13 protein-coding genes, 3 tRNA genes and 1 pseudogene are annotated in these 18928 nt (G+C 47.7%); 8 read left to right on the plus strand and 9 right to left on the minus strand.

All coding sequences use genetic code 11. The features are described 5' to 3' along the window. Positions 1–59 precede the first annotated feature (59 nt). The 3 genes from HMPREF3139_RS04325 (at position 60) to HMPREF3139_RS04335 (ending at position 424) form a co-directional block, all read left to right on the plus strand. Positions 60–146: transfer RNA gene (locus HMPREF3139_RS04325), tRNA-Leu, on the plus strand. Positions 147–184: 38 nt separating this feature from the next. Next, positions 185–271, plus strand: a tRNA-Leu gene (locus HMPREF3139_RS04330). 62 nt (positions 272–333) lie between these two features. Further along, positions 334–424 (plus strand) — tRNA-Ser (locus HMPREF3139_RS04335). 196 nt (positions 425–620) lie between these two features. Here the strand turns inward: HMPREF3139_RS04335 and HMPREF3139_RS04340 are convergent. The 5 genes from HMPREF3139_RS04340 to dnaQ form a co-directional block, all read right to left on the minus strand. After that, entirely contained in the window at positions 621–1358 is a 738-nt protein-coding gene (locus HMPREF3139_RS04340; protein ID WP_070460797.1) for a thermonuclease family protein, read from the minus strand. Between the two features lie 74 nt (positions 1359–1432). Then, entirely contained in the window at positions 1433–2104 is a 672-nt protein-coding gene (gene rpiA, locus HMPREF3139_RS04345; protein ID WP_070460799.1) for a ribose-5-phosphate isomerase RpiA, read from the minus strand. A 43-nt stretch (positions 2105–2147) separates the two neighbouring features. Continuing rightward, complete coding sequence (ispF, locus tag HMPREF3139_RS04350) at positions 2148–2627, minus strand: 2-C-methyl-D-erythritol 2,4-cyclodiphosphate synthase (protein ID WP_070460801.1); 480 nt, start codon at positions 2625–2627, stop codon at positions 2148–2150. A 32-nt stretch (positions 2628–2659) separates the two neighbouring features. Then, entirely contained in the window at positions 2660–3346 is a 687-nt protein-coding gene (gene ispD / locus HMPREF3139_RS04355) for a 2-C-methyl-D-erythritol 4-phosphate cytidylyltransferase (RefSeq protein WP_070460803.1), read from the minus strand. Then, entirely contained in the window at positions 3343–4080 is a 738-nt protein-coding gene (gene dnaQ, locus HMPREF3139_RS04360) for a DNA polymerase III subunit epsilon (RefSeq protein ID WP_070460805.1), read from the minus strand. The genes ispD and dnaQ overlap by 4 nt, the downstream gene beginning before the upstream one ends. Positions 4081–4422: 342 nt before the next feature. Between dnaQ and HMPREF3139_RS04365 the strand changes: the two genes are divergently transcribed. The 3 genes from HMPREF3139_RS04365 (at position 4423) to HMPREF3139_RS04375 (ending at position 7875) form a co-directional block, all read left to right on the plus strand. Continuing rightward, positions 4423–4899, plus strand: a complete 477-nt coding sequence (locus HMPREF3139_RS04365) for an NGO0322 family iron-responsive protein (protein WP_049348077.1) — start codon at positions 4423–4425, stop codon at positions 4897–4899. Between the two features lie 146 nt (positions 4900–5045). Beyond that, positions 5046–5729 (plus strand): 16S rRNA pseudouridine(516) synthase, encoded by a 684-nt coding sequence (locus tag HMPREF3139_RS04370; protein WP_070460807.1) that lies wholly within the window; start codon positions 5046–5048, stop codon positions 5727–5729. A 781-nt stretch (positions 5730–6510) separates the two neighbouring features. After that, positions 6511–7875, plus strand: coding sequence for a sodium-dependent transporter (locus HMPREF3139_RS04375; protein WP_070460808.1), 1365 nt, complete (start codon positions 6511–6513; stop codon positions 7873–7875). 60 nt (positions 7876–7935) lie between these two features. On the opposite strand, the gene dld is transcribed toward HMPREF3139_RS04375, so the two are convergent. From dld to HMPREF3139_RS11190, 4 genes are all read right to left on the minus strand, one after another. Next, positions 7936–9627 carry a D-lactate dehydrogenase gene (dld, locus tag HMPREF3139_RS04380; RefSeq protein WP_070460810.1) on the minus strand — a complete coding sequence of 564 codons (1692 nt, stop codon included), beginning with the start codon at positions 9625–9627 and terminating at the stop codon, positions 7936–7938. A gap of 163 nt (positions 9628–9790) precedes the next feature. Next, complete coding sequence (gene pnp, locus HMPREF3139_RS04385; protein ID WP_003683274.1) at positions 9791–11911, minus strand: polyribonucleotide nucleotidyltransferase; 2121 nt, start codon at positions 11909–11911, stop codon at positions 9791–9793. Positions 11912–12147: 236 nt separating this feature from the next. Next, entirely contained in the window at positions 12148–13011 is an 864-nt protein-coding gene (locus tag HMPREF3139_RS04390; RefSeq protein WP_070460812.1) for a phosphoribosylaminoimidazolesuccinocarboxamide synthase, read from the minus strand. A gap of 163 nt (positions 13012–13174) precedes the next feature. Then, positions 13175–14614, minus strand: coding sequence for a calcium-binding protein (locus HMPREF3139_RS11190; protein ID WP_283127008.1), 1440 nt, complete (start codon positions 14612–14614; stop codon positions 13175–13177). Positions 14615–15059: 445 nt separating this feature from the next. On the opposite strand from HMPREF3139_RS11190, the gene rfbD reads away from it, so the two are divergent. Further along, positions 15060–15923 (plus strand): dTDP-4-dehydrorhamnose reductase, encoded by an 864-nt coding sequence (rfbD, locus tag HMPREF3139_RS04400; protein ID WP_070460814.1) that lies wholly within the window; start codon positions 15060–15062, stop codon positions 15921–15923. Between the two features lie 150 nt (positions 15924–16073). Beyond that, positions 16074–18924: pseudogene (gene uvrA, locus HMPREF3139_RS04405) on the plus strand (excinuclease ABC subunit UvrA). Positions 18925–18928: the final 4 nt, after the last annotated feature.

Consider the following 18928-nt stretch of genomic DNA (forward strand, 5'->3'; position numbering starts at 1 on the left):
TAGCTGCTTCTTCGCAGTTCAGGTATTCAACTGTACCTTAAATTGAAGAATAAAGCAAAGCCCAGGTGGCGGAATTGGTAGACGCGCTAGCTTCAGGTGCTAGTATCCTCACGGGTGTGGAAGTTCGAGTCTTCTCCTGGGCACCAAATATTTTGGTACTTCTTTGCTTAAGAAAATTTAAATTGCCCAGGTGGCGGAATTGGTAGACGCGCTAGCTTCAGGTGCTAGTATCCTCACGGGTGTGGAAGTTCGAGTCTTCTCCTGGGCACCACTGATAAATCAATAAGTCAAGTTTTTACATTATTCTGATAACAAGTCAGGATAATAGTCCACAGAGAGGTGGATGAGTGGTTTAAGTCGCACGCCTGGAAAGCGTGTATACGTGAATAGCGTATCGAGGGTTCGAATCCCTTCCTCTCTGCCATAGATACTAAAGACACTAGCTAACGGTGTCTTTTTTCATATCTGCCCTTCTTAAAAATATTACATCACACTTTTATTTCCCTTACATTTATTTCCCTTACATTCTAATCAGAAACCTCCGACGCATTCTTGTCTTATACTAAACCGTAATGATTAAAGGCCGTCTGAAAGTTTTCAGACGGCCTCTTTCTTAAAATCTACCAAATCCCAAACCATTGTTTATCAGACTGCTTTTTATTGCCGTTCTGCTGCTCGTGGTTTTGACGGCGAAATTGCCAAGGTGCTTGCGGATTGTCTTTTTTCCATAAGCCTTTACGCTTTTCCTTGGCTTGTTTTTGTGCTGCCGAATAGTCGGTGTAAGCGGTTTTACTTTGTTGTTTTTTGGCATAACTTTCATAATGCCATGCGGCGCCATCCCGTATTTGCATCAAATTCAAATCAATCGTGCCGACTGATACTTGGGCAACTTCGCGCTGGTAGCGGTCGGCTTCAAACACGCGGACTTTGGCTTTTTTATGCAATGCTGCATCAATCAGATTGTCTCGTGATTGCGTACCATAAGCCTGGTTGATTTCCGGCGCATCGATATATGCCATGCGGATTTTGTGTTTCCTGCCGTCGCTATCGATAATGTGCATGGTATCGCCATCATGGATTTTGATGATTTTTCCGTTGTATGTGTAGGATTGTCGCGATGACTTTTGTTTTTGTTCCGGTTTGGGTTTAGCTTCGGCTTTAGTGTCAGATGTGGCTTTGACGACATTTTCACCCAGCCATTCATTGACCTTTTCTAAACCGATATTGTCGCCTTGTGCCAATGTTGCAGCAACGCTTACCCCTGTACGAATCACCTCAGTATCACGTGAACTGTAACCAAGTGCGCCCAAAACGGATACAACAACAGGCAACCATTTTATAATTTTACTGATTTGCATATTTTGCCAAATTGAAGGCCGTCTGAAAGACCTAATGCACTTTCAGACGGCCTTTTAAGATTGATTAATCTTCATTAATCCTGACAAGGCAGGATGACTTTTGCGCCTTCTGCCGTACCCAAAACCAACACATCTGCGGCATCGCGGGCAAAAATACCGTTTTCGAGTACGCCAGTGATTTTATTGATTTCGTCTTCCATTTTCAGGGCTTGGTCGATATTGAGGCCGTGAACATCAACGATTTGGTTGCCATAGAAAGTAGTATAGCCGACACGCAACTCAGGCTGTCCGCCCATGGCAAGCAGTTTGCGCGACACCAGCGAACGGGCATTTTCAACCACTTCTACCGGCAATGGGAATTTACCCAAACGAGAAACATATTTGCTTTCATCGGCGATACAGACAAATTTATCGGATGCGCTGGCCACGATTTTTTCGTTCAAATGCGCACCGCCGCCGCCTTTAATCATTTGCAGCGCGTGGTTGACTTCGTCTGCGCCGTCAACATAAATCGCCAATCCCATCACTTCATTCAGTGAAACTTCTGGAATCTCGTATTTTGCCAAAAGCTCGCTGGATTTTTTAGAAGTAGACACGGCACCCTTAATTTTCTTACCGCTTTTACCCAAAGCTTCAATAAAAAAGTTGATGGTAGAGCCGGTACCGATACCGATGTATTCGTTTTCAGGAACAAATTCCACCGCTTTTTCGGCGGCAATGCGTTTAAGTTCGTCTTGAGTTGCCATGTTGTCAGTCTTTCAGTTTGAATAATAAAGTAATTTTAAGCTCTTAGGCTTTAATCAGCAATACTGCCGCTTGCGCTTCAATGGCTTCCATACGTCCCAGATAGCCAAGTTTTTCGTTGGTTTTGCCCTTGATATTCACGCAGTTTGCAGGCAAACCCAAATCTGCGGCGATATTAGCGCGCATTGCCGGAATATGCGGCGCAAGTTTTGGCTTTTGCGCAATCACGGTCGTATCGACATTAACCACCTTCCAACCCAATTTCTGCACGCTTTGATAAGCCTCACGCAACAGCACACGGCTGTCGGCATCTTTGAACTCGGCGGCAGTATCAGGAAAATGGCTGCCGATATCGCCCAAACCGGCCGCACCCAACAGGGCATCGGTAATCGCATGCAAGAGCGCATCGGCATCTGAATGACCCAGCAAGCCTTTTTCAAACGGAATGTTGACGCCGCCGAGTATCAAATCTCGCCCTTCGACCAACTGATGGACATCGTAGCCCTGTCCGATACGGATATTCATGTTTGTTTCCTTAAATAATGGGTTTTGATTGTTCAGACGGCCTTGAGCAACAATCTGACAATGTATTCGTCTTGCGGCAGCGTCAATTTTAAATTGCGCGTATCGCCCTGCACCAAGCGTGGCCGGATACCCAGTTTTTCAACCGCTGACGCTTCATCCGTAATCTCACTTAAATCATCAACCGATAAAGCACGGTGTAATAAGGCCGTCTGAAAAAGCTGCGGCGTTTGCGCCTGCCATAATCCTGCGCGCGCAACGGTTTCATCAATATGATGATTGCCGTCTGAGCGCTTGAGCGTATCGGCCACCGGTATGGCCAAAATACCGCCTTCATCATTCTCACCCGCCTCATCAAGCAAACGCGTTAACGCTTCGGCAGGCAGGCAACAGCGTGCAGCATCATGAACCAAAATATTGTCTTGCGCCTCGGCCAAACCTTGCTCCAATAAAACGGACACACCATTGCGTACCGTTTCGGCACGACTTGCGCCGCCTACTCGAAAAACGCGCACTTTCTCAGACAGGGCCGTCTGAAAAACCGAATCTTCCGGCAAAAGAATAACGGCAATTAAATCTATGCGGGAGTGTTGCTCAAAAATTTCTATGGTATGTTGCAATACGGTTTTACCATTTATTTCAACATATTGTTTTGGTTTTCCTGCACCAAATCGCGCTCCCACACCGGCAGCAGGAATCAAAGCGATATTGCGGCGTATCATGCTGACGCTCCGGCATTAGCCTCATCAGAAGTTTCGGCCTTGCGCCATACACACGCTTCGCCCAAATCGTCCAAATATTTTTCATGTGCCGCCAGCTCGTCCGCATTGGCTTTGATGACTTTCAACTGCGAGGTACGTTTGGTTTCCGCAATAACGGTTTGTTTGACTTCGCCCTCTTCTTCCGTCTCACCGCCCATCAGATCGAACTGCTGACGCGTCATGGCAAGATAGACTTCACCCAAAAGCTCGCAGTCGATTAGAGCGCCGTGCAAAACCCGTTTGCTGCGGTCAACGGAAAAGCGGTTACACAACGCATCCAAGCTTGCCTTTTGTCCCGGAAACATTTCACGTGCCATAGCCAGCGTGTCGGTCACTTTACAACCCAGTTCCTCAATAGAAGGCAAGCCCATGCGGCGAAATTCCATATTCAGGAAGCCGACGTCAAACTTGGCATTATGGATAATCAGCTCTGCACCACGTATAAAGTCAGCAATCTGTTTACCCACTTGGGCAAACGGCGGCGCATTCTTCGCTTCCAATACTTCAATCGTCAAACCATGCACCTTCGCCGCTTCCTCCGGCATATCGCGTTCGGGATGGATATATAAATGAAGGTTGGAGTCGGTCATTTGGCGGTTGATCATTTCCAAGCCGGCAAATTCGACCAGACGGTCACCGTTTTCAGGATAAAGACCCGTGGTCTCCGTATCGAGGATAATCTGACGTTGGCTCATGGTTGGTGGTTTCTGCAATTATCAAAACGCCCTGAATCATACTGAAGGCCGTCTGAAATGTATAGTCAACAAAACTTTAGCTGCTTTTTAAATGCCTTTTTACGGCTGGATTTTTTCAGACGGCCTTTATTCTTTTTTTATCTAATAGCCATCTATTTACGTCATTTTTGAGTAGAAAACCCAATTTCTACAAATTTTTTTAAATTTAATTTCTTTAATAATTAACATCTTACGTATAAATTAAATAATAGGAACAATTATCATTTGCAAATTTAAAAAATCGCCGTATAATACAACCCATCGAAACAAAACAACCGCACAACAGAATGAAAGGAGAAGAAAATGCCCGAAAGTATTTTTAAGCAAGTCTCCCTTGACATTCTGAGACTGCACCAACAAGCCATCCGCTCTTTAATCGCCACCAAATGTTGCGATGAGTGCGAAGTACACGACGCAGTATTCATTACTTTAGATGGCCGATATTATGTTTGGCTCCCTTGTATGGGCAAATCGCCCCAATCAGAAACCGGCATCCTGCTGATTGAAGATGAAGACGGCAATACACGCTTGAGCTGGGTTGCCGATACACGCGAAGTCAAGCAAAAAGACAGTCTGTACAACCGCGTTGTTTCCGCCCTGCAAAGAAAAATGCAGCGCACGAAGAACAAGTTTATCCAGTCGGCAAACGCCCGATTGCTTGAGCTAACGCCTCAGCAAGGCCGTCTGACGACAAACAGCAAAGATTTCTCGCTTTCACCACATGACTTGATGAAAGCACTTTATCCGGCAACACATCAAATAGGAGAATTTGCCCTGTAACAGTTTTTGGTAGTGGTTTGTGTTCCTTTTGCGCCCCTTAACATTTTAAAGGGGCGATTTTTTTGCCTCTACTTTTCAGACGGCCTAAACACCGGTTTTCCAGTACAATAAAGGCCGTCTGAACATTTCCTACTTTTCAACCAACCATGCAACTGCTCAAATACATCCAATCGCAAGGCCTCGGCAGCCGCAAGCAATGCCAATGGCTGATAGACAATGACTGCATTGCCATCAACGGCGAAATCCATAATCGTACCAAAAACGATATCGATCCGTCTCAAGTGCATACCCTGTCTGTTGATGGCGAAGAAATTGCCGCCGTACCCATGCCCTATTTCTACATTCTGCTTCATAAGCCTGCAGATTACGAGACTTCGCACAAACCCCAGCAATATCCAAGCATCTTCAGCCTGTTTCCCGACCACATGCGCAATATCGATATGCAGGCAGTCGGCCGCTTGGATGCAGACACAACCGGCATTATTCTGATTACCAACGACGGGCAATTTAACCACCGCGTTACCTCGCCCAAACACAAAGTTCCGAAGCTCTACCGCGTCACTTTGAAACATCCTGCCGACGATACCCTTTGCACTACGCTGAAAAACGGCGTCCTCCTACATGACGATAATGAAACCGTCGCCGCGGCCGAAGCAGTATTGGCCGACCCAACCACATTGATGATGACCATTACAGAGGGTAAATACCATCAGGTCAAACGCATGGTTGCAGCCGCAGGCAACCGTGTCGAGCAGCTCCATCGTGAGAAATTCGGCGACTGGAATGTCGATGATTTGGCCGCAGGAGAATGGAAATTTATCCAAATCTAAAAAAATTCCAAATTTTTTCGATAAATTTTTAAACAATATAGATTTTTTATATATTTAAAATCAAACATCTAAACCTTATTATTTTTATTTAACAGAATTTAACACTGTAAAGACTGAACTATTGTATAATTCGCCTGTCTGAGTAACACTTGCTTCGAAAGAAGTGAGTAAGTGAGTAAGACGTTTTCCCCGTAATGTGTTTGGCCATCTATACTTTCCCCTTAGTATAGATGGTTTTTTTTATCTAAAATTTGGTAACCAAACGAATGTACTTTCAGACGGTCTTTCTCATCTAAAGAAGCCATCATTACTCAACCTCATCTCCCACTCATTACCTTGCCATTCCTCCTTTTCTCTTTCTCGTCTCTTCCGCATCAATCTGTACCGTTCCAATTTCAGACAAATCGTTTTATAGAAAGAAAAACCATCGGCGACTATCCAAGCTAAGGTTACAGGATGTTATTAGACAACCTCAGAGAAATACCATCTTTGTTGCCGACATATTTGAAAGCACACCTTAGTGCTATCCAATCTCCTCACAACAACCCTTTCCCATATCCCACCTTTCAGACGGCCTTTATCGTTAGGGCTCTTTCAATCATTCGTATCGCTTCAGACAAATTCTCTGTTTGCAGGTTTCAATACCAAGCAAACCAGAGAAACCCACTAAAAATTCTTCATTACATGGTTTTTTTAACTAATTTTCTTTTCCGACTTTAGTCAAGATTCGTTAAATCTTTGCGGTAAAATGTTGTCTTTATTTTTATGCATCTGAGTATTTATGTCTTCCAATCAACCCCGTCAAACCTGGTCCAACCGTTTGACTTACATCCTTACCGTTGCCGGCGCGACTGTCGGCTTTGGTGCAACTTGGCGTTTCCCGTATTTGGTCGGTGAAAACGGCGGCGGCGCGTATGTGTTTCTGTTCTGTATCGCCATGCTGGTCATCGGTATTCCAATGATTTTGGTCGAAAACGTCATCGGTCGCCGTAAAGGCGTGAACGCGCTGGATGCGTTTGGCGGCACAATGAATGGCAAACCCGTTGCCAAAGTTTGGAAATTGGTCGGTTGGATGGGACTACTCGGCGCATTCGGCATCATGGCCTATTACATGGTGCTCGGCGGCTGGGTTATCAGCTACATCATCAATATCATCGGCGGTAATTTGGATATTTCCAGCCCTGTTTCCGGAGAAGTCACCAAAAGTTTCTTTACCGAACACATTGAAAACAGCCCTTGGGAAATTGCCTTTTACACCTTCCTATTTGTGGTCGTAAACCAATGGATCTTGGTCAAAGGCGTGATCGGCGGTATTGAAAAAGCGGCAAAATACCTGATGCCTTTGCTGTTTTTATTCCTGATTGCCATGGTCGTGCGCAACGTTACCCTACCGGGCGCAATGGAAGGCATTACCTTCTATCTGAAACCTGACTTCAGCAAAATTACCGCCGAACTGTTCGTCTTCGTTTTAGGACAAGTATTCTTCGCCTTGAGCTTGGGTTTCGGCGTGATGATTACGTTATCCAGCTATCTGGATAAAAACGAAAATCTGGTTCAGACGGCAGTGATTACCGCGATTACCAATACTTTGATTGCCGTGTTGGCCGGCTTTATGATTTTCCCATCCCTCTTCAGCTTTGGCGTTGCCCCTAACTCCGGCCCGACGCTGGTGTTCCAAAGCCTGCCGATCGTGTTCTCCAATATGTGGGCAGGCCCTGTATTTGCAGTGATTTTCTTCTCACTGCTTCTGATTGCCGCGCTGACCACTTCTCTGACCATTTATGAAGTGTTGATTACGACCATTCAGGAGAAAACCAAAATCCGCCGCGCAGCGGCTATTACCATCGTACTGACAGGTATTTTTATCTTCGGCAATATCCCTTCCATCTTGAGCTACGGCCCATGGAAAGATATTTCCGTGTTTGGTAAAAATATTTTTGATGCCTTTGACTACATCAGCGGCAACATCTTGTTTATGCTGACCGCGCTCGGCTCCGCGCTGTTTGTCGGTTTCGTGATGAAGGACGAAGCGAAGGATGAATTACTTTATAAAGGCAACCATACGACGGTCAATATTTGGTTTGCCTATGTGAAATATCTCGTTCCATTGGTCATTCTGCTGATTTTCATCAGCAACCTGTTCTGATAAGCAAACATATAAAAAGGCCGTCTGAAATGTTCAGACGGCCTTTGTTTTGACTATGCTTTATTCAGCCCAGTTTTTCTTCTTACTGGTTTTACCGATACCTGGATTGAAGCTGTTGGTCGGGTCAAGTTTTTTATAGAACTGTTTCAGCTCGAGCTTGGCTTCATACAGATGACCGACATTGTGTTCGGCAGGATATTGCGCGCCACGTTGGTCAAGCAAGTGGAGCATTTCATGTTCCAAGGCCATGCAGTCGTTGCCTTTTTTAATGATGTAGTCCTGATGGAACACATGACACATAAAATGTCCGTAATACAATTTATGGATGATTTTATTGTCAATTTCCGGCGGCAGTGTTTCAAACCAATCACGATCATCACGGCGCAAGGCGATATCGAGTGCAACCAAATCCTCTACTTCATCATCATGTACAGAACGGTAACGGATCGCGGCAGAAGCCACAGCAAAGCGATGCAGCATGGCCGCCTGCGTTTCTTCGGCATTACATTCGAAGAATGCCCCGCCATGGGTTGCAAAATATTCCTTCAAGAAAGCACGCGCCTCTTCTACGCCCTCGCCACCCATTTTTAAAATCAGGTGATGTTCATATTTATCCCGATAGTTGCGCATAGACTTCGGCAAGTGATCGGGCAAAATCTTACTGATCAGTTGCATGAATTTATCAGAGAAGTGTTTTGGTAAGAAACTTATCTTTTTGCTGAATCTATCCACACGGGCTTTCAGATCAAACAGTTTCGGAAGTTGGTGGGTACCGAACGTCTTGATGATATAAAAAGTATCTTTACCATAAACGGCAGCAATATCAAAAGCATGACGATGGATATACTCACCGGAAATAGGCAGGTTTTTAAACTCGCTCAAAGCGGCACGACGAATATCGGTCAGCTCATTAATATCATTGGTGCCGATATAGAAGACGGCAGTCTGTTTTTCTTGCGGGAACGTATCCAAGCGTACGGCAAACACCATCAGCTTGCCCGCGCAACCTGATGCTTCGTAGTGACGCGCAGGGTCGGCATTAAAACGGGCGGCAGTCGGTTCATTCACTTGGCGGACATGATCGCAGTACGCATGGTCATGCCCTTTGCCGGCATCTTGCGCAATGTCTTTTCGCTGATAATGGAAACCTTGCAAGTTGGTCAAAATTTCTTCAGGGGTTTCGCCCAAATCAATGCCCAAATGGTTGACCAGCTCCAGTTTGCCCTCTTCGTTGATTTGCGCAAACAGGGCCATTTCCGTATAAGCCGGGCCACGCTGTACCAGTGCGCCACCCGAGTTATTACATACGCCACCCAATACAGATGCGCCGATACAGGACGAACCGATCACTGAGTGCGGCTCACGGCCTAAAGGTTTCAGCAGCAGCTCCAATTGATTCAAGGTAGAACCGGGCAGGCAGACAACCTGTTCGTTATTGTTGATCGGCTGAATGATGTTCAGACGCATGGTATTCACAATCACGATATCGCGGTCGTAATCATTGCCGTCAGGAGTCGAGCCGCCAGTCAAACCGGTATTGGCGGCCTGCGTAATCACGATAACATCAGCCTCAACACACGCCTGCAAGATTTGCCACATTTCCAAAACCGTACCCGGACGGACAACAGCTAGCGCCTTGCCCTCGCCAAAACGGTAGCCTTGACGGTATTGTTCAGTTTTTGCCGGGTCTGTGATGATATATTTTTCGCCGACGGTTTGCGTCAGCCGACTGATTAATTGTGTAGCATTCATTGCATACTCCTTGAGAAATGAATATATTTATTAAATTACAAATATTGTAGTAATCCCTTTTATCAAAGTAAAGGCAAACTCATTTTTAAATTCATCATTCAAATAAACAAAAGGCCGTCTGAAATTTTCAGACGGCCTTTTGTTTCAAGCTTGCACAATCAAATTATTCAGCTGCTTTCTCTTCGCGAGCAGGAGCTTCTAGCAAAGCTTTGATAGACAGGCGTACTCGGCCGCGATCGTCTACTTCCAATGCTTTCACGTTCACAACCTGACCTACTTGCAGGTAGTCGCTGACATTGCGTACGCGCTCGTGGGCGATTTGGCTGATGTGTACCAAACCGTCTTTGCCCGGCATCACGCTGACAATCGCACCAACGTTGTTGTCGAGGATTTTAACCACAGTACCTTCGTACACTTTGCCCACTTCCACTTCGGCAGTGATTTCTTCGATACGTTTTTTCGCTGCATCGCCTGCTTCTTGAGTAGTCGCAGCGATAGTGATGGTACCGTCTTCAGCGATGTTGATTTCAGTACCGGTTTCAGCAGTAATCGAACGAATAGTTTCACCGCCTTTACCAATCACATCACGGATTTTGTCTTGGTTGATTTTCATGGTGAACAAGCGTGGCGCGTGTGCAGACAGTTCTTGCGGGCCTGCAACAGCGGCTTTCATCTGATCCAAGATGTGCAAACGTGCTTCTTTGGCTTGAGCCAAAGCGATTTGCATGATTTCTTTGGTAATACCTTGGATTTTGATGTCCATTTGCAGTGCGGTCACACCTTCGGTTGTACCGGCTACTTTAAAGTCCATATCGCCCAAGTGGTCTTCGTCACCCAAGATGTCGGTCAGGACGGCAAATTTGTTGTTGTCCAAAATCAGACCCATGGCGATACCGGCAACGTGTGCTTTCAAAGGCACACCGGCAGACAACAGGCTCAGGCAGCCGCCGCAGACGGAAGCCATAGAGGAAGAGCCATTGGATTCGGTAATTTCAGAAACCACGCGCATGGTGTAGCTGAAATCTTCAGGTTCCGGCAATACGGCCAACAATGCACGTTTAGCCAAGCGGCCGTGACCGATTTCACGACGTTTTGGCGCACCTACGCGACCCACTTCACCGGTAGAGTATGGTGGAAAGTTGTAGTGCAGCATGAAGCGGTCGGTGTATTCGCCGGACAGTGCATCAATGATCTGCTCGTCGCGTGAAGTGCCCAAAGTTGCAACCGCCAAAGCTTGGGTTTCGCCACGGGTAAACAGTGCAGAACCGTGAGTGCGCGGCAATACGCCGGTTTGAATGTTCAACGGACGAACAGTGCGGGTGTCGCGACCGTCGATACGCGGTTGGCCGTCCAAAATTTGGCTGCGGACAACATCGGCTTCCAAGTGTTTGAAAATGCCTTTGATTTCGTTGGCTGCCAAAGTGTCGGTTTCTTCGGTAATCAACGCTTCTTTTACAGCATTCCAAGCTTCGTCCAATTTGGCAGAACGCGCTTGTTTTTGACGGATTTTGAACGCTTCTTTAATGGTTTCGCCGGCAATTTCGCGTACTTTTGCAACCAATTCTTCATTGGTTTCAGGTGCTTTCCAATCCCAAACTTCCGGATTAACTTCGTCGGCAAACTCATTGATGGCATTAATGGCCACTTGCATTTGATCATGACCGTAAACAACCGCACCCAGCATCACTTCTTCAGACAAGATGTCGGCTTCGGATTCCACCATCAACACGGCTTTAGAAGTACCGGCAACAACCAAGTCCAATTGTGATTTAGCCAATTCGGCTTTAGTCGGATTCAAAACGTACACGCCGTTTACATAACCTACGCGTGCCGCGCCAATCGGACCGGCAAACGGTACGCCGCTCAACACCAGCGCGGCAGATGCACCCAACATTGCAGGAATGTCAGAATCAATTTCAGGGTCAACAGACACCACCATCGCTACGATTTGGATGTCGTGATAGAAACCTTCAGGGAACAAAGGACGAATCGGACGGTCGATCAGACGGCTGGTCAGGATTTCTTTTTCGCTTTGTTTGCCTTCGCGTTTGAAGAAACCGCCGGGGATTTTCCCTGCTGCGTAAGTACGCTCAAGGTAATCGACAGTCAGAGGAAAGAAGTCTTGGCCTTCTTTCACTTCTTTGTTGGTAGTCACAGCAACCAAAACAACGGTGTCGCCCATGGATACTTTAACGGCAGCAGCGGCTTGGCGGGCGATTTCGCCGGTTTCCAAAGTAACGGTTTGATTACCGTATTGGAAGGTCTTAACGTGTTTATTGAACATTATTGTTCCTTTCAAAATACCGCACTGCTAAAACACTAATAATGCACACTAAAATCCGAATGTGCATAGTTAGGGTTTCAGACCGTGCGGCAGGTTATAAACAAGCTTTCAGACGGCCTTTAAGGCGCTGAAAACAACTCTCGATTATAAAGGCAACCATCCTTAAAATCCAGTATTTATACAATAAAAAGGCCGTCTGAAACATATCCTTTTCAGACGGCCTTCAAACTTAAAAATCAATCCTGAGTCAGCAAAGTCAATGCTTCCTGATATTTTTCGACTGTTTTTTGAATCACATCGGCAGGCACTTTAGGCGCAGGCGCTTTTTTATTCCAACCGCTTTGCTCCAGCCAGTCGCGGACAAATTGTTTGTCAAAAGACGGCGGATTGGTGCCGACTTTGTATTGGTCTGCAGGCCAAAAACGACTGGAGTCAGGCGTTAATACTTCGTCCATCAAAGTCAGCGTACCTTCTTCATCCAAACCAAATTCAAACTTGGTATCGCAAATGATAATACCGCGAGATTTCGCATATTCGGCCGCTTCTGTATAAAGCTGAATCGCTTTGGCGCGCACCTCCGCCGCCAATTCTTTTCCGATAATGCGTTCGCATTCTTCAAAGCTGATGTTTTCATCATGATCGCCAACTGCGGCTTTGGTCGATGGCGTAAAAATCACTTCGGGCAACTGTTGCGCTTCCTGCATACCTTCGGGCAGTTGAATACCGCAAACAGAGCCTGTCTTTTGATAATCTTTCCAACCGCTGCCTGCCAGATAACCGCGCACAATAGCCTCCACTTTCACCGGAGTGAGTTTTTTAGCCACGACGGCGCGTTTCTCTAAAACTTTAGCTTCGTTTTCAGGCAAAACATCGTAAACCGTATGGCCGGTAAAATGGTTAGGCATGATATGAGCCAGTTTTTTAAACCAAAAATTGGAAATCTGCGTCAGAATCTCCCCTTTACCCGGAATCGGGTCATCCAAAATCACATCGAATGCAGACAGACGGTCGGAAGCAACCATCAGCATACGTTTATCGTCAATTTCGTACAAATCGCGGACTTTGCCGGAGTAGATTTTTTTCAAGCTGATTTCAGACATTTCAGGTATCTCTTTAGTAGACAGAAGAATGCGGTATTTTAGCCCAATTTGGAATTTTTCGTCAGATTGTTTACAAAATAAAGGCCGTCTGAAACCTTATATTTTGGTTTCAGACGGCCTTATCCGTTGATTTCAGAGAAAAACCCTGAAAATCACCATCCTATCAGATTACAGAAACTTGAGTCTGATCTTGGATGTGGTTTACAGCAGACAGAGAGTAGTAGTCGCCGTGGCCAGTTACTTGGTAAGTGCTACCGTCAGCAAACTTGAAGTTTTCAACTTTGTGATTGTTACCAGTGAACCAGTCGTCGATGGTGATGCTGTCGTTAGTACCGACAGAAACAGTCAGATTAGCACCTGATTTGCTCAGCAATACGTCAGAAGCTGCAACGCCTTTACCGAACAACAGGGTGTCATTACCGCTTTCTTCACGGATAGTATCATGACCGTAACCTTTGTCGAAGAAGTAAGTGTCGTTACCGGTACCACCGATCAGGATGTCGTTGCCGACACCACCGTCGAGGTAGTCGTTACCGTCTTTGCCAACCAGGCAGTCGTCGCCGGCCAAACCGTACAGATGGTTGTTGCCGCCGTTACCTTCGATGTTGTTGTTCAAAGAGTTACCGGTACCGTTCAGGTTTTGCATACCTTGCAAGAACAGGTTTTCAACGTGATCGGTCAAGGTGTAGTCAATAACGGTACGAACAGTATCGATACCGGCTTGTGCATTGCCGTACTCGATAACTTGGTCGTTGGCATTGTCAACGAAATAAACATCGTTACCGTCGCCACCGCGCATGATGTCAGCACCTGAACCACCGTTCAGGTAGTCGTTACCGGCACCACCTTGCAGGTAGTCTTTACCTTCTTCACCGTACAGAGAGTCACCGTCGGCATCACCGTAAATGGTGTCGTTACCAGCACCGGCGTAGATTACGTCTGTGCCGTTGCCACCGTAGATGATGTCTTCGCAAGCAGTACCATAAATGGTATCTTTAGCATCAGTACCGCGGATAACGTTGCCGTCTTTGCAGTCTTCAGCACGGATGACATTACCTGGGTTTTTATCTTCGTGACCGGATGAGTTGTTTTGGTTATGATCGTCAACACAGTCTTTGCAGTCTGGCTCTGGCTTAGGCTCAGGTTTTGGCTCTGGCTTAGGCTCAGGTTTTGGTTCTGGTTTAGGCTCAGGTTTTGGTTCTGGCTTAGGCTCAGGTTTTGGTTGAGGTTTTGGTTCTGGTTGCGGTTCTGGTTGTGGCTCAGGTTTAGGCTCAGGTTTAGGTTGAGGTTTAGGCTGAGGTCGTGGTTTTGGTTGTGGTGGTGTCGGTTTGATTGGATCACAGTTGTAAGGTGGGCAAACCGGAACACATTTGTAAACGGTGGTTTTTGCTGGTGGGCAGAAAGCCGCAATAGCAGAAACCAAACCAGTTACCGCATTACCTACTGACACGCCGACGCTGGCAATGCTAGCGATGCTGCCGATAGAAACAGAAGATTTTGCTGCAGGAGCGCAGTAGTAAGATGAGAAGGAAGCCTTAGGCGCAGGAGCGCAGTAAGAACTAACCAGGGGTCTAGCATAATACCCCCCGTAACAGTATGCCATAATAATTACTCCCAAAATAGTTAATAAAGATATTGAGCTGACGGAACGAGCAAATTCCGCCCTTGCTCAATTATTATTTTAGTAATATTTTGCAAAATATTTACTCAAAAATATCAAACGGTAGAATTTGCCGATAAAAGGACGGAGTTTCGCCTGTTTTTAAATTCCATTATCCTAGCAACAATAAAAACATTAACATTGATTCACATTCTCTCAAACAGCATAGATCCTTTATCTATCTTATTAAAAGCTGAACTTTAACTCTAGTTATAGTAAACAAACATAATACCAATAAATGGTTATTATTATGGATAGATAATATCGATAATTTGCCCAAATACAGCCGCCTCTGCATTTTGTTCTACGCCAATAATGTGAATTTGTCGTATTTACACTATAATGACACGAATACCTATTTAACAGCTATCAGAGGAGATACTCAACCATGCGTACTTTATTGACCGGAGCCAAAGGTCAGCTTGCCCGTTGTCTGCGCGACCGCCTGCCCGAAGATTGGGAACTGATTGCTACCGACTCTACTTCGCTAGACATTACCGATACCGAAGCCGTGCATCATATGATTAAAAACTTCCAACCAGATGCCATCGTTAATGCCGCAGCTTACACTGCCGTCGATAAAGCAGAAGAAAACGCAGAGGCTGCTTTTGCCGTCAACGCAACTGCTGTTCACAACCTGGCCGCAGCCGCCCGCGCCGCACACGCCCGCTTTATCCATATTTCCACTGATTATGTATTCGACGGCGAAGGCAAACGCCCTTACCGCGAAACCGACTATACCAATCCGCGCAGCACTTACGGTCAATCCAAAGTAGCAGGCGAACTTTTGGCTTTAGCCGCGCATCCGGAAAGTACAATCGTCCGTACTTCATGGCTGTTTAGCGAATACGGCAGCAATTTCGTCAAAACCATGCTGCGCCTTGCCAAAGAACGTGATTCCCTCTCCATTGTTCACGACCAAACCGGCTGCCCGACTTATGCAGGCGACTTGGCTCACGCCATCATCAGTTTACTGCAACAGCCCACTTCCCCACGCGGCATCTTCCATTACTGTGGCAACAAATCGGCAACATGGTACGAATTTACCAAAGCCATCTTTCAGACGGCCCACCAATTAGACGACAGCTTCCGCATTCCGGAACTGAACGCGATTACCACCGAACAATACCCCCTGCCCGCTCCGCGTCCGGCATACAGCATTATGGATTGCTCACGCCTAGAGACCGAGTTTGGTATCAAACCGTCCGACTGGCAAAGAGCCCTGCGCGAAATTCTCCGCAAAATTGACTGATAAGCTGATCCATCTATATCAAGGCCGTCTGAAAACATATTTTCAGACGGCCTCTTTGTTTCTTTTATATCAAATGCTTTATCTATCCAGTCTGTCATTTGAAAAGTGCTACAATAGCCGTTTATTTTATTTTTCAGACGGCCTGACAATATGTGCAACCATCATCCCAAATATTCACACGATAATGACACCATCCGCATCCGCGGCGCGCGTACACATAATTTAAAAAATGTCGATTTGGACATTCCGCGCCACAAACTCGTGGTGGTAACAGGATTGTCAGGCAGCGGCAAATCGTCGCTGGCGTTTGATACTTTATATGCCGAAGGCCAACGCCGTTATGTTGAGAGCCTTTCCGCCTATGCCCGTCAGTTCTTACAGATGATGGACAAACCCGATGTCGATTTGATTGAAGGCTTGTCGCCTGCAATTTCCATCGAGCAGAAATCCACCAGCCACAACCCGCGTTCCACCGTCGGCACGGTAACGGAAATTCACGACTATTTGCGCCTTTTGTACGCACGCGTCGGCACACCCTACTGCCCCGAACACAAGCTGCCGCTGTCGAGCCAAACCGTATCTCAGATGGTCGATGCCGTCTTGAAGCTGCCGGAAGACACGCGCGTGATGATTCTGGCGCCGGCGGTGCGTGAGCGTAAGGGCGAGTTTGTCGATTTCTTTGCCGACTTGCAGGCGCAAGGCTTTGCGCGTGTACGCGTGGACGGCGAGGTCTATCAGCTTGACGAAGTACCGAAGCTGGAAAAAAACATTAAACACAACATCGACGTCGTCATCGACCGCGTGAAAGTGAAGGCGGACATCAAGCAGCGGCTGGCAGAAAGTTTTGAAACCGCGCTACGCCACGGCAACGAGCGCGCGTTGGCGATGGAAATGGACAGCGGCGAAGAGCATTGGTTCTCCGCGCGTTTTGCCTGCCCCGTATGTTCGTACAGTCTGCCCGAATTAGAGCCGCGCCTGTTTTCCTTCAACAACCCGATGGGTTCCTGCCCGACTTGCGACGGTTTGGGCAACACCAACTTCTTCGATCCCGAAAAAGTAGTCGCCCATCCCGAATTATCCTTAGCAGCAGGCGCGATTGACGGCTGGGACAAACGCAACCAATTCTATTTCCAAATGATTCAATCGTTAGCACGCCATTATGAGTTTGATGCGGATGCAGCATGGGAAACACTGCCTGAAAAAGTCAAAAAAGTTGTCTTGCACGGCTCAGGCAAAGAAGTCATCGACTTCACCTACCTGTCCGAACGCGGCACCACCTTCAACCGCAGCCACGCCTTCGAAGGCATCATTCCCAATCTCGAACGCCGCTACCGCGAAACCGACAGCGAAACCGTGCGCGAAAAACTGCGCGAATACCAAAACCACCGCGCCTGCCCGAGCTGCGGCGGCGCACGTTTGCGCAAAGAAGCGCGCTACGTTTACGTCAGCGGCGAACCCTTGCACGAAGTTTCCGCCTGGCCGCTGACCAAAACCCACCAATTCTTTGAAACGCTGGATTTGGACGGCAACAAAAAACAAATCGCCGAAAAAATCCTCAAAGAAATCACCGAGCGGCTCGGCTTTTTGATTAACGTCGGGCTGGATTACCTGAACTTGAGCCGCTCCGCCGAAACCCTTTCTGGCGGCGAAGCCCAGCGCATCCGCCCTCGCCAGCCAAATCGGCAGCGGCCTGACCGGCGTGATGTACGTTTTGGACGAACCCTCCATCGGCCTGCACCAGCGCGACAACGACCGCCTACTCGCCACCCTCAAACGCCTGCGCGATTTGGGCAACAGCGTGATTGTGGTCGAACACGACGAAGACGCCATCCGCGAAGCCGATTTCGTCGTCGATATGGGCCCCGGCGCAGGAGAACACGGCGGCAACGTACTGATTGCCGACACGCCCGAAAACGTCGCCCAATGCGAAAAATCCATTACCGGACAATACCTCAGCGGCAAAAAATCCATTGCCGTGCCGTCTGAACGCACGCCCGTCAATCCCGAGAGAATGCTCGTCCTCAAAGGCGCGCGCGGCAACAACCTTAAAAACGTCACCCTCGAACTGCCGCTCGGTCTGATTACCTGCATCACCGGCGTATCCGGCAGTGGCAAATCCACCCTGATTAACGACACCCTCGCCAAAATCACCGCCCGCGAACTCAACCGCGCCCAAGAAGAACCCGCCCCATACGACGACATCCACGGCCTCGAACACCTCGACAAAGTCATCAACGTCGACCAATCCCCCATCGGCCGCACCCCGCGCTCCAACCCCGCCACCTACACCGGCCTGTTCACCCCCATCCGCGAACTCTTCGCCGGCGTCCCTCTCTCGCGTGAACGCGGCTACAACGTCGGCAGATTCTCCTTCAACGTCAAAGGCGGCCGCTGCGAAGCCTGCCAAGGCGACGGAGTCATCAAAGTCGAAATGCACTTCCTGCCCGACGTGTACGTCCCCTGCGAAGTCTGCCACGGCAAACGCTACAACCGCGAAACCCTCGAAATCCAATACAAAGGCAAAAACATCAGCCAAGTCCTTGACATGACCGTCGAAGAAGCCCGCGAATTTTTCGACGCCGTCCCCACCGTATCGCGTAAACTGCAAACCCTCATGGACGTAGGCCTGGGCTACATCCGCCTCGGCCAATCCGCCACCACCCTCTCCGGCGGCGAAGCCCAACGCGTCAAACTCGCCTTGGAGCTATCCAAACGCGACACCGGCAGAACGCTCTACATCCTCGACGAACCCACCACCGGCCTGCACTTCGCCGACATCGCGCTGCTGCTGGAAGTCATAGGCCGTCTGAAAGGCAAAGGCAACTCGATTGTGATTATCGAGCATAATCTGGATGTGATTAAAACTGCGGATTGGATTGTGGACTTAGGACCGGAAGGCGGTGATGGCGGGGGGCGGATTATTGCTAAAGGCAGCCCAGAGCAGGTGGCGAAGGTTAAGGGGAGCTATACTGGGAAGTATTTGGAAACGATATTATCTTAAAATT

It is taken from the genome of Neisseria sp. HMSC15G01, from assembly GCF_001808255.1.
GTDB lineage: Bacteria > Pseudomonadota > Gammaproteobacteria > Burkholderiales > Neisseriaceae > Neisseria > Neisseria subflava_A.